This is a genomic window from Metabacillus niabensis (genome assembly GCF_902829255.1).
Lineage (GTDB): Bacteria > Bacillota > Bacilli > Bacillales > Bacillaceae > Metabacillus > Metabacillus niabensis.
This window is the reverse complement of the sequence record NZ_CADEPK010000114.1, coordinates 1-12,628: the sequence shown is the minus strand read 5'-3', so window position 1 is coordinate 12,628 and position 12,628 is coordinate 1. Positions and strand designations below refer to the sequence as shown.

Below are 12,628 nucleotides of genomic sequence, written 5' to 3'. Positions count from 1 at the left end.
AAAACAGACATTCCAATCGGATCAAACCGAAAAGAATGTCTCTTTTTTAACTTCCGCGATAAACTTGATAGCCCCAAGGAGAGATTAATAGTGGGACATGATAGTGACTTTCTAGATTCGCGATCCCGAAGCGGACTGGCACGGTTTCTAAAAAGGCAGGGCTTGGAATGTCGATGCTTTTGCTGTGAAAGTAGTCTCCGACATGAAAGATGATCTCGTAAGTTCCGATCTTCATCTCGTTTTCTAATAAAAGAGGGGAATCGAGCCGTCCATCTTCATTTGTTGCAACTGATTTTAGTAATGTTGATTTGCCAGATTGCAAATAATATAACTCAATTTTAACATTTTTGGCTGGTTGGCCATGAGTCAAATCGAGCACATGTGTTGTAAGTCCAGACATTTATAGGATTCTCCTTTACATTTTGTAACAGATTATATGTTTCGAATAGGTTTTTTCAGGTCACTAACGAATTCAGGCTCATTGTACGAATAGTATTGCTCAAGCACGTCTTTTCGCTTGTCAAGAAAAAGCTGTTCAGAAACTGCTGCTACTAATCTAGGAATCCCAAATTTCATACCAGAAAGAGCAGAAGCAACAATTCCGCAGCTAATTAATGCTGAATAATTATATGTGAAAATGCCTTCTAGCAGTTTTTTTCCTGCTTCTTTCTTGCTTTGAAGTCCAAAGCCTGGAGTTAAATATGGATGAGCATCAATCATTGGATTAGCGACATCCTTTGGAGCTTTATAGCGGTCACCCCAGCGGGCAATATGTTTTTCGATAAGTCTTAATTCAGGACGAAGGGCGGGATCGGTAATGAGACCGGTACTAATCATTAAGAAATCGAATGAAAATGTCCCTTTTGGTGTTGTTACGATCGCTTCATTTCCTTTAGACTCAACATTTAGCCAAGGTGAACCTAAGTGAAGATGGAATCCTGTCCATGAGGCTGCCCGCTCGTAAGTGTCGTTTGTCGGTGGCTGATTATTTTTAAAGAAATGGGACATAACAGCATATTTATCTTTGTCTGGCAATGAATGAAATCTTTCGATGAGACCGGATTTTTCCATTTGCCGAATCGGGTTGATTCGCGGTAGCTCATTACGACGAACAAATACATGTGCTTCTGTTACCCCTTCGGAAAGGGCAAAATTAGCGTTATCAAACGCAGAAGCTCCTCCTCCTAAAATCGCAATCCTTTTCCCTTTTAACGAAGAAATGTCGATTGGCTGTGATGTATGACTGTATAGATTTGATGGTAAGTTTTCTGAAATGAATGTAGGCACATGCCATTCACCACCACCTTGAATTCCTGTAGCTAAAATAACTTTACGTGCTAATAGTGAACTTGCAGGTGCTCCATTACCAGTGACATGAAGCCTATATATTCCATTTTCTAAAGGCTCAATCAATGTTAATTTTACCTCATTGATGACTGGTAAATGAAGCACTTTGCGATACCACCGTAAGTAATTCATCCAATCTCCGCGAGGAATTTTATCGATCGCTTCCCAGCTTTTTTCTCCAAATTGCGCTTCCCAGTATGAACGAAAGGTGAGGGAGGGGATGCCAAGATCAATTGAGGTCAAATGTTTAGGTGTACGTAAAGTAACCATCCGTGCGTATGTTTCCCATGGACCTTCAAACCCTGCGACATTTTCATCAAGGACGAGAATATTCGATATTCGTTCGCGCTTAAGACCAAATGCTGTTCCTAGACCTCCTTGACCACCGCCAACAATAATCACATCATACACATGTCCTTCAGAATAAGGAAGTTGCTGTTCCCATTCCTTAAGGTCGATGGCAAGATAGGATAATTCTTTTTTTACTCGTTCATTTAATGCTTCGAGACTCATCATTTTCATCCTTTCAATTCAAAAATTCTTTAAGATGCCTTTCTTATTCAGTAACAGCAGCTGGGATTATTTTTTCTTCTAAACGAAACTTTGCAATTTTGTAGATTTCCTTTAACGCGGTTTGAAACTCAAGATCGATTTCGTGATCGATTCTCGCTTTCATTGCGTCGTAAATTTGCTCCTTATTTTTACCGCGAACTGCAATGATGAAGGGGAAGTCAAACTTTTCCATGTACCTTTTATTTAAGTTGATAAAGTTGCTGTATTCTTCAGGAGTTAGATCTTGTAATCCTGCACCTTTTTGTTCGTTGATTGAATCTGTCGTCATTGCTACTCTTTCTCCTAAATTAGGATGGGCTTTTATGAGCTTGAGCTTTTTTTCTAGTGAAGAATTTTCGACAATACTAACCATTTTCTGAAATAGCTGCTCTATGGAGGTGAATGGTTTTGCTTTTTCAGCTTTTTCAGCAATCCATGGTGAATGTTCGAATATCCCTTCGACAATTTCGATGAATTGCTTAGAGGAAGAGCTATTTAATGTTTCGAGTGTATACATGTCATCAAACTCCATTTACGATAAATTTTTTACTTTCGCCTCTAACGTCACATCAGGTATCACTTGTATAGAACGCTTTGGACGCATATTAAAAATCATATTTAAGATAATGGCAGTTAGGCTTCCTGTAATAATCCCATCACTAACAATGATTCGAAGAGTATCTGGTAAGCCGGCGAAAAGCTCTGGTACAACCGTTGCACCTAGACCTAATGAAATCGAGCAAGCAATAATCAATAGATTGTTGTTATCTGTAAAGTCAACACCGTTTAGCATCTTAATTCCAGATGACACAACCATTCCAAACATAATAACTGTTGCTCCTCCTAAAACCGAAGTTGGGATTAAGGTTGCTAATGCTGCGATTTTCGGTACTAACCCTAATCCGATTAAGATAAAACCACAAGCGATCGTGACAGACCTTGTTTTGATTCCTGATAATTGAACGAGCCCAACATTTTGTGCGAACGTACTATAAGGAAAGGCGTTAAAAATTCCCCCAAGAGTAAATGCAATTCCTTCCGTTCTATACCCACGGGTAATTTCTTTTTCAGTTAATTCTCTGTCAGTCATTTTCGCAAGTGCAAGAAAGGCTCCTGTTGATTCGACGAGAATAACGATCCCGACTAAAATCATCGTTAAGATTGGCACGATTTCAAAGGAAGGAGTACTGAAATGAAAAGGTGTTGGGATATGGAACCAATTTGCATCTGCTACTGCCTCTGTATCTATTTTTCCCATGAAAGCAGCGGCAATTGTTCCGACGATAATCCCAGTCAGTACAGAAATGGCACGAAGAAACCCTTTTAAAAACCGATTCATCACTAAAATGACTGTTAAAACTCCAAATGAGAGAATGAGGTTTTCTACTGAACCAAAGTCAGAACTTGAAGCACCGCCGCCCATGTTTTTTATTCCGGTTGGAATGAGCGATAATCCGATAATGCTAACAACGGTTCCTGTTACAACAGGTGGAAATAGCTTAATTAATTTTCCGAACAAACCCGAAAATAGGATAATGAAAATTCCTGCTGCTATAATTGACCCGTAAATCGCAGAAATCCCATAATTCGTCCCGACCATAATCATCGGGGAAACCGCGACAAACGAAGTTCCTAATACGACAGGAAGTCCAAGTCCGATATATTTCCCTTTCATCGATTGTAGAATTGTAGCAATTCCACATGTCAGCAAATCAATTGAGACAAGAAAGGCGATTTGCTGGGGGGTGAATTGCAGGGCACCTCCAACAACAAGCGGAACTAAAATCGCACCGGCATACATCGCGAGTACATGCTGTAAGCCTAAAGAGAAAATTTCTGGTTTTCCAATTTTTTTAGTCATAATGAACCTCCTTATTTTATATGTTAGAAATTCTAACGTATAATGTATCTAATGTTTACATAATAATAAATATTCTGAAAACTGTCATTGTATAAACTGACAAAAAACCGTTTTTTTATTAGGCATGTTGTATAAAAAATGATATTTTTCTAATTTTTAAAAGGAGAATATTGAAAAAAGAGTCACAAGTAGTGTGGAGTTCATATAAAATATGTTACATATTGTTCCATTGTTATATGGGATTGCCTGAAGATAATATTTGAATGGTAACTTCAAGACTGAAACTGATAAATAAAACATGAAGGAAACTCAAAGTTAAGATATGTAAGTCGTTGCAGAGATTTAATAGGAAGTAGAAGTTTTATAGGGGGTTACTTCTTTGTCATACTTTATTATTTGCCTTCGTAAAATAAAGGGTTAAAATGGTAGTAGAAAAGGAGTGATTCAATTGAAGTATGCAGATACATGGGACTTAGATGCGATTTTTCCGGGTGGTACCAAATCGCAAGAGCTGCAAGAAAAATTACATAATCTTAAAGAAGAAATAAAAGAGTATCAAACACTTATCCTATCGTGGAATGTTGCTAAAAATAATTCACAAGAGCCACTGAAAAAAATCTTACATAAAGAAGAAAGCGTTGAAAAGGGTTTAGGTCAAGCTAGAACATTTGTCCAAATGTGGCATGATGCTTATACAAATGATGAGCACGCAAATGTTGTTATGGGGCAAATTATTGATTTATTAGGTGAGGTTGAAACCTATTCAACAATTTTCACAAAGAAGCTCGTCTCTATTTCGGATGAGGCATGGCAAACTCTGTTAGAGGAAGAGCAATTAAAAGAAGTGGCTTTCGCATTAAACGAAATTCGTGATAATGGGAAACGTTTATTATCAGAGGAAGAAGAAAAGCTAATCACTAATTTAAATAAGGATGGCTTAGCTGCATGGAGTCAATTGTATGATACAACCGTTTCGATTATCACTATTCCGTTTACCGATAAAGAAGGAAACAGAACGGAATATTCAGTTGGGCAAGCAATGAATCGTATGTACGCTGACCCAGACCCTGAAGTGAGAAAGCAGCTGTTTGACAATTGGGAGGCAGCATGGACAAAATATGCACCAATTTTTGCTGATACGTTAAATCATTTAGATGGCTATCGTCTCACCTTGCAAAAGGCTCATGGCCGGGAAAACTTCCTAGATGAGCCATTGGAATATAACCGAATGTCTGAGGAGACTTTAAATGCGATGTGGCAAGCGGTGTCCAAACATAAACAGCCGTTTATCGCTTTATTGAAGCAAAAAGCTAAGATTTTAGGAATGGATAAATTAGGCTGGCAGGATGTTGATGCCCCTATAGCCTTTGGTGATGTGAAACCACCACGGTATACGTATGATGAAGCATGTGATTTTGTGATTGAAAACTTTGCTAGCTTTGGACCGAAGCTTGCGAGCTTTGCGAAGCATGCATTGGAAAATCGCTGGGTTGAAGCGGAGGATCGTCCCAATAAACGTCCTGGTGGCTATTGTGAGGAGCTTCCTGAATCAGAGGAATCACGGATATTTATGACATTTACAGGCTCTTCTAATGATACTAGTACATTGGCTCATGAATTAGGCCATGCATTCCATAGCTATGTGATGAGAGATTTACCATCGTTAAATCGAAATTATGCAATGAATGTTGCGGAAACGGCAAGTACCTTTGCTGAGACAATCATTAGCAATGCAACGATTGCAAAGGCAAAAACGACAGAAGAAAAAATCACGTTATTAAACACGAAATTAGAAAACGCAACGGCGATGTTTTTAAATATTCATGCTCGCTTTCTTTTCGAAAAATCGTTTTATGAAGAACGTTCAAAAGGAATCGTTTCTGAGCAACGAATCAATGAACTGATGGTTAATGCGCAAAAAGAAGCATATGGTGATAGTTTATCAAGCTACCACCCACATTTCTGGTGCAGCAAGCTTCACTTCTTTATTGATGATGTCCCATTTTATAACTTCCCTTATACATTTGGCTATTTATTCAGTCTTGGTGTATACAGTGAATACTTAAAAAATCCAGAGGGCTTTGAGGCAAAGTACATTGCTTTACTACGTGATACAGGCTCAATGAAGGTTGAAGATTTAGCGATGAAGCATTTAGGTGTTGACATTACAAAACCGGACTTTTGGGAGGCTGGTGTCCAGCTTATAGCAAAGGATGCCGAAGAGTTTATAATCCTAACAAATGATAGACTGTAAAGGAACTGATCATTTGTTAGCGTAAAGCTAAATATATTTTAATGCATAATTTAATTTTTTCGATTGTAAGAAGCAGGTAAAGATAAAACATGATATTTCTTTACCTGCTTTACTAGCTAAGGTGAATCAAGAATTTTCCAAATATAGAGCTAGGTCTCCCTGCTTGCCATAATCCTCTTTTTTTAAATCTTCAAAGAAAATAAAGATTTTATCTTGTTCAACATCAAATGTTTCGGCAACAACCTTGCTCATTTTTTGCACAAGGCTCCGTTTTTGCTCAATCGTTTTTCCTTCAAGTACCTTTATTGTAATAAAGGGCATAGGTCAAGAACCTCCAAATCAATTAAACTGTTTCTAAAGCTTCAACGACTTTTAGTGCAGCACTATGACTTGATTGCGGATTTTGTCCAGTTACTAACTGTCCATCACGGACGGAAAAGTCTGACCATTTTTCATCTTGAACAAAATTTGCTCCTTTTTCACGTAGCTTTGTTTCAAGCAGAAAGGGCATATGGATATCGAGCTGCATGTCAACTTCTTCCTCATCTGTAAAAGCAGTCAGTGTTTTTCCTTTTACAAAAGGGGTCCCGTCTTTATAGGTAACATTTACAAGACCAGCTGGACCGTGGCAAACAGAACCAATTACTTTTTCTTCTTCAGCAAATTGCTGTAAAATGGAAAGCAATGTTTCGTTTTCAGGGAAATCAAACATTGTGCCATGACCACCCGGAAGGAAAATGGCATCAAATTGTCCTGCATCATCCTTGCTTAATTTAGAGGTATTCTTCAATTCATCTTCCGCCGCTTTCCACTCAGGTTTATCTTCAATACTATTTGGGTCAAGCGGAACTTCACCACCTTCAATACTCGTTACCTTTACGTTATATCCCTTATCTTTAAAAACTAAATAAGGAACTGCAAATTCTTCTAACCAAAGTCCTGTTTTATGATCGTTCGTTATCTTCGTATGGTTAGTGACAACAAACAGTACATTTTTTTGAGCACCCATTATTGCTTTCCTCCTAAATGTCATCTATTCATCATTCATCCAAAGATAGTATGGGTGATCATTTAAGAATAAATACAATGATTATGAATAGAAATAAAGAGTTTCATCGTATAATAAATCCGATTCGAATCAAAATTGTTGATTAGTTAGTATGAGAAAGAATACAATCGTTATTGTGGAAGTTGTGTTACCGAATCGTAGCAGGGGACATCTAATTTATTTCATCAAGTACCTTTAGCAAGCTTATTAAAATCCAATTAAGTTTCGTATATTTGTAATGGGGATGCTATGAAATGTTAGATAATTTACGGTAGGATTTCCTGAAATTTAAATAAATTTTAGTTGTTTTTGATTTTTACTTTAATTCATGACTATACATAAAATTTATGATAGTAAGTTTACTAGAAAGGTAGGAAAAAGATGAATGAAATAACAGGCAGGAGACGTTTGCAGCTTGCATTGCTCCTAGGATCACTTGCTTTATTAGGTCCCTTTACAATTGATATGTATTTACCTTCTTTCCCCACGATTGTTAAGGAGTATGGGACAACAGCATCATTAGTACAAATAAGCTTAACGTCGTGCCTATTAGGATTAGGGTTAGGACAATTGATTATAGGGCCGATGAGTGATGTACAAGGCCGTCGGAAACCATTGCAAATATTTCTTATTTTGTATTTGGTTACTTCTGTCATTTGTGCTTTCGCTCCATCGATATCAATTTTTATTGCAGCTCGCTTTATCCAAGGGTTTTCAGCTGCAGGTGGACTCGTCATTTCGCGTGCGATTGTCCGTGACGTTTATAGTGGGAGAGAACTGACGAAATTTTTTGCTTTATTAATGTTAGTTGGTAACCTTGGACCGATTGTTGCACCGATTGCGGGGGGTGGTGTCCTTGCATTTACAAATTGGTCTGGAGTGTTTCTTGTATTGGCATGTATTGGAATTTTACTCGTTATACTCGTAACCTTAAAACTTGAAGAAACACTTCCTGAACATAAACGTGTCCAAAGTAATATTTCGCAAACATTTAAAAATTTTAGTTCTTTATTAAAGGATCGAAAGTTCGCAGGATATGCCCTTACTCAAGGTTTTATCATTGCGGGTATCTTTGCCTATGTGTCAGGAATTCCTTTCGTTTATCAAAATATTTATGGGGTAACACCTCAAGTATTTAGTCTCTTATTTGGAATAAATGGTTTCGCTCTAATTATTGGAACGCAATTAGTTGGCCGCTTAACAGATATAATTCCTGAGAAGACCTTCTTAAAGATTGGATTAACGATTTCGAACATAGCAAGTGCTGTTTTACTAATAGCGCTATTGATGAAGGCACCGCTAATTGTTGTTGCGATTCCGATTTTCTTTTTTGTCTCATCCATTGGAATCATTTCAACTACTTCTTTTTCCTTAGCAATGGAGACACAGGGGCATATTGCTGGTAGCGCATCTGCATTGTTAGGTTTATTGCCATTTTTACTTGGCTCATTAACCGCCCCGTTGGTAGGTGTAGCAGGAGAATATTCAGCGATTCCTATGGGTATTATAATATTTTCAGCAAGCTTTTTAGCGTTTTTATCCTATTATGGATTTGTGCGAAAAGCTTCATTAAAGGTTCAAGCTACAAAATAAGCGGTAAACTAATCTTTTGGAATCATTTCCTTTAAGGTTAGTAAAAAATACATTAAAAAGGAGATACATAAAATGAATTATGTCACACTTAATAACGATTTAAAGATGCCACAGCTCGGATTTGGAGTTTGGCAGGTAGGAGATGAGGAAGCAACAGCGGCAGTTGCAAAAGCATTGGAAGTCGGTTACCGCTCCATTGATACAGCAATGATTTATAAAAATGAAAAAGGTGTTGGAAAGGCGATCGCGCAATCCTCGGTTCCTCGGGAAGACTTATTTATCACAACAAAGGTTTGGAACTCGGATCAAGGCTATGAAAACACATTACGAGCATTTGATGAAAGCTTAGAAAGACTAGGACTTGATTATGTCGATTTATACTTGATACACTGGCCAACACCTAAATTTGACCAATATGTTGAAACATATAAGGCGTTAGAAAAGCTTTATCATGATGGTCGTGTTAAAGCAATTGGTGTTTGTAACTTTGAAATCGAGCATTTAGAGCGGATTCTAAATGAATGTGAAGTTGTACCTGTATTAAATCAGGTTGAATGTCATCCATACCTTGCGCAAAATGAGTTAAAGGAATTTTGTGCAAAACATAATATTTTTGTTGAAGCTTGGAGTCCGCTTGATCAAGGTGGTGAAGTGTTGCAGGATGAAGTGATTCAAAACATCGCTAAGTCATATAGTAAATCACCAGCTCAAGTTGTGTTGCGTTGGCACTTGCAAAACAATACGATCATTATCCCTAAGTCTGTTACTCCATCACGTATCGAAGAGAATTTTCAAGTATTTGATTTCGAGTTATCAAGTGATGAAATGGAACAAATCAATCAATTGAATCGCAATCGTCGTAAAGGGGCACATCCTAACGAATTACATGTTCGTTAAAAAATAAATCCAACGGTTAAAACCCATTCTAATTCGGAATGGGTTTTGCTGATTAAATCTAATGATTAAAGCCTTTAAAACACTCTAAAATACGGGATATTTTAAATTCTCGAGCTGCTTTGGGATGTTTTTTACAAGATTTTATGCTTGTATTTTTTTATTTAATTAAGTAAACTAAAATCAATTTCATATTCATTCGGGTGCTGGTGGATACCGGCTGAGATTGTAACTATTCCGTTACTGACCGTGATAACCTGTTGGATAATGCCAGCGTAGGGAATGTGTTTAGTTAACTATGAGCACTTTGCGTACCAGCAGGGTGCTCTTTTTGTATACATAAGCTTTTTTTCTGTGCTGGTAAAAGTAATTTAGTAGTTTCTTAGGACTCGATTGTCAAATTGATGCAAGCCTTGTACTTACGAAAACGTTAAGGAAAAGATGATTACGCTAATTTAAAAATAAGGAGATTTACTTCCCGATTAATATTGCAAGAAAAGTTTTGAAAGTCTCAAATTGGCGTCAGTAGATGATGACACAAGGATAGCAGCTAGTAAGTAAGTCAAGCTTTGAAACGTAGAATTTTAAGGAGGACATGATGGATACGTTACAGATTATCAATACGTTGGAAAAAGTAAAACAACAAAACCCACTTGTACACAATATTACGAATGTTGTTGTAACAAATTTCACAGCAAATGGTCTTTTAGCATTAGGAGCATCACCGGTAATGGCATATGCAAAAGAAGAGGTTGCAGATATGGCTAAGATTTCGGGTGCACTTGTATTAAATATTGGGACACTTACTTCTGATGAAATTGAGGCAATGATCATTGCTGGAAAATCAGCAAATGACCATGGTGTACCTGTCATTTTTGATCCTGTTGGGGCAGGAGCGACTCCATACCGTACGGAAACCTCTAGGAAAATAATCGATGAGCTATCAATTTCAATTTTAAGAGGTAACTCGGCCGAGATCGCCAATGTGATTGGTGAGGCACAGACAATTAAAGGCGTTGATGCAGGGAAAGAAGCAGGTAATACTGTTGAGCTTGCGCAAAAGGCAGCCAAAATGCTTAAGACGACTGTCATCATTACTGGAAAAGATGATGTCATTACAGATGGTGAAACAACTTATGTCGTGCATAACGGCCATCCAATTTTGACAAAAGTAACCGGATCAGGTTGTTTACTAAGCTCAATTATTGGGGCATTTACTGCTGTAGAAAAGAACGTTTTGCTAGCATCTATTTCAGCACTTTCAATCTATGGGATAGCAGCAGAAATTGCAGCAAGCAATAAAGCAAGTGATGGACCAGGTAGCTTTCAAATCGAGCTTTTAAATCGTTTAGCAACTATTTCAGCGGAAGAAATTCAAGGTCATATTAAAATCGAAAAACTGTAAAAGGCATGTAAGGAGTGGAGATACAATGATAGGCAGAGCATTAACAATAGCAGGTTCAGACAGCGGTGGTGGTGCGGGCATTCAAGCTGATATTAAAACCTTCCAGGAACTAGACGTTTTCGGTATGTCTGCTATTACAGCTATTACAGCGCAGAACACACTTGGGGTTCATGGCGTGTACCCGCTGTCAACTGAGGCAATTGTCGAACAAATCGAAGCAATTGGTACGGATTTAGGGGTGGATGCGATAAAAACCGGTATGCTGTTTAGCGCAGATATCATTCAGGCTGTTTCTGAGTGCATCATTAAATTCAAATGGGAAAATATTATTGTTGATCCTGTAATGATTGCAAAGGGTGGAGCGTCATTACTACAAGATGAAGCGGTTCAAGCACTGAAAGAATATTTATTACCTCTAGCTATGGTTGTGACACCAAATATCCCTGAAGCAGAAGTGTTAACGGATATGAGTATTCATTCGATTGATGATCGGGTAGAAGCAGCTAAAAGATTGCATCAGCTTGGAGCAAAGCATGTCGTCTTGAAAGGTGGACATGGTAATGAGGAAGAATTAGTTGATATCTTATATGATGGAGTAAATGTTAGCTTTTTTAAAGGACAACGAAAAAGCACGAAAAATACCCATGGGACAGGCTGCACATTTGCCGCAGCAATAACAGCAGAAATGGCAAAAGGACAATCAGTTAAACATGCTGTTCAAACAGCAAAAAGCTTTATCCAGGCAGCAATTGAAGATGATTTGAAATTAGGTAATGGACACGGGCCGACAAATCATTGGGCATATCAAAGAAGACAAAGAGGGGGCAATTGAATTGCCAAGAATTTCAAAAGAACAAATGCAAAGCTTACTAAAACTATATTTCATTATGGGGAGCAATAATTGCCGTATTGAACCTGAACTTGTCCTTCAACAAGCGATTGAAGGTGGAATATCTATTTTTCAGTTTAGGGAAAAGGGAACAGATTCAATGGCGGGAGAAGAAAAATATCAATTTGCAAAGCAATTAAAATCCATTTGTATTAGTCAGAAGATCCCATTTATCGTTAATGATGATATTGAATTAGCTTTAGCCCTTGATGCTGACGGAGTTCATATTGGACAAGACGATGGTTCTGTAAAGGAAGTTAGAAAAAGAATTGGTGATAAGATTCTCGGTGTTTCAACTCACAATCTAGAGGAGGTTCATTCTGCGATTGCGGATGGAGCGGATTACTTAGGAATCGGACCAATTTACACGACAACGACTAAGGAAGATGCTAAGAAAGCTCAAGGAACAACTCTTATTAAAGAATTACGACGTATAGGCATCGAGATTCCAATTGTCGGGATTGGGGGAATAACTTCAGAAAATGCAGCTCCAGTAATAGAAAATGGCGGAAATGGTGTAGCTGTTATCTCAGAAATAAGCTTAGCGGATCATCCATTGGAAAATACTCGAAGATTATTAAATACAATAAATGATTCTTTCATTTAGAATAACTTTTTATAAGAGGGTGGGACATAACGAAAATATTTCTAATGAAATCCGAACATTGCTTATTGCAAAAAACTATAAAGAAAAGACTCTTTACGAAGAGGTCGGTTTTTTGTGCAAACTTTATTAAGGTTGATTGGAGCGTAAGTGCGAGACTCCTGCGGGATGCGTGGGAGAG

The 12,628-nt window shown here is 37.7% G+C and carries 12 protein-coding genes and 1 riboswitch; of the genes, 6 read left to right on the top strand and 6 right to left on the bottom strand.

What is annotated here, in order from left to right; genetic code table 11:
* Positions 1–46: 46 nt before the first annotated feature.
* Genes uraH through HU235_RS10460 form a run of 4 tightly spaced genes read right to left on the bottom strand, consistent with a single transcriptional unit; the run spans position 47 to position 3,760 of the window.
* Complete coding sequence (gene uraH / locus HU235_RS10475; RefSeq protein ID WP_174880192.1) at positions 47–400, bottom strand: hydroxyisourate hydrolase; 354 nt, start codon at positions 398–400, stop codon at positions 47–49.
* A gap of 32 nt (positions 401–432) precedes the next feature.
* Positions 433–1,860, bottom strand: a complete 1,428-nt coding sequence (locus HU235_RS10470; RefSeq protein WP_174880191.1) for an NAD(P)-binding domain-containing protein — start codon at positions 1,858–1,860, stop codon at positions 433–435.
* A gap of 43 nt (positions 1,861–1,903) precedes the next feature.
* The gene (gene uraD, locus HU235_RS10465; protein ID WP_174880190.1) at positions 1,904–2,416 is read right to left on the bottom strand and encodes a 2-oxo-4-hydroxy-4-carboxy-5-ureidoimidazoline decarboxylase; all 513 of its coding nucleotides are present in this window, start codon (positions 2,414–2,416) and stop codon (positions 1,904–1,906) included.
* 15 nt (positions 2,417–2,431) lie between these two features.
* Entirely contained in the window at positions 2,432–3,760 is a 1,329-nt protein-coding gene (locus HU235_RS10460) for a nucleobase:cation symporter-2 family protein (RefSeq protein WP_174880189.1), read from the bottom strand.
* Positions 3,761–4,208: 448 nt separating this feature from the next.
* Here HU235_RS10460 and HU235_RS10455 point away from each other — a divergent pair, with 448 nt between their 5' ends.
* Entirely contained in the window at positions 4,209–6,014 is a 1,806-nt protein-coding gene (locus tag HU235_RS10455) for a M3 family oligoendopeptidase (RefSeq protein ID WP_174880188.1), read from the top strand.
* Between the two features lie 126 nt (positions 6,015–6,140).
* Here HU235_RS10455 and HU235_RS10450 read toward each other — a convergent pair whose 3' ends face one another.
* Both HU235_RS10450 and HU235_RS10445 read right to left on the bottom strand, forming a co-directional pair.
* Positions 6,141–6,335, bottom strand: coding sequence for a tautomerase family protein (locus HU235_RS10450; RefSeq protein WP_174880187.1), 195 nt, complete (start codon positions 6,333–6,335; stop codon positions 6,141–6,143).
* Positions 6,336–6,357: 22 nt separating this feature from the next.
* On the bottom strand, positions 6,358–7,023 hold the full coding sequence (locus HU235_RS10445) for a type 1 glutamine amidotransferase domain-containing protein (RefSeq protein ID WP_174880186.1): 666 nt from the start codon (positions 7,021–7,023) through the stop codon (positions 6,358–6,360).
* A 420-nt stretch (positions 7,024–7,443) separates the two neighbouring features.
* Here HU235_RS10445 and HU235_RS10440 point away from each other — a divergent pair, with 420 nt between their 5' ends.
* From HU235_RS10440 to thiE, 5 genes are all read left to right on the top strand, one after another.
* Positions 7,444–8,655: a multidrug effflux MFS transporter gene (locus HU235_RS10440; protein ID WP_174880185.1), complete on the top strand. Its 1,212-nt coding sequence runs from the start codon at positions 7,444–7,446 to the stop codon at positions 8,653–8,655.
* A gap of 72 nt (positions 8,656–8,727) precedes the next feature.
* Positions 8,728–9,552, top strand: a complete 825-nt coding sequence (locus tag HU235_RS10435) for an aldo/keto reductase (protein ID WP_174880184.1) — start codon at positions 8,728–8,730, stop codon at positions 9,550–9,552.
* Between the two features lie 186 nt (positions 9,553–9,738).
* Positions 9,739–9,848, top strand: a riboswitch (TPP riboswitch).
* A gap of 299 nt (positions 9,849–10,147) precedes the next feature.
* Positions 10,148–10,954, top strand: a complete 807-nt coding sequence (thiM, locus tag HU235_RS10430; RefSeq protein WP_174880183.1) for a hydroxyethylthiazole kinase — start codon at positions 10,148–10,150, stop codon at positions 10,952–10,954.
* 25 nt (positions 10,955–10,979) lie between these two features.
* Positions 10,980–11,786: a bifunctional hydroxymethylpyrimidine kinase/phosphomethylpyrimidine kinase gene (thiD, locus tag HU235_RS10425; RefSeq protein ID WP_174880182.1), complete on the top strand. Its 807-nt coding sequence runs from the start codon at positions 10,980–10,982 to the stop codon at positions 11,784–11,786.
* Position 11,787: 1 nt separating this feature from the next.
* Positions 11,788–12,450, top strand: a complete 663-nt coding sequence (gene thiE, locus HU235_RS10420; protein WP_174880181.1) for a thiamine phosphate synthase — start codon at positions 11,788–11,790, stop codon at positions 12,448–12,450.
* Positions 12,451–12,628 lie beyond the last annotated feature (178 nt).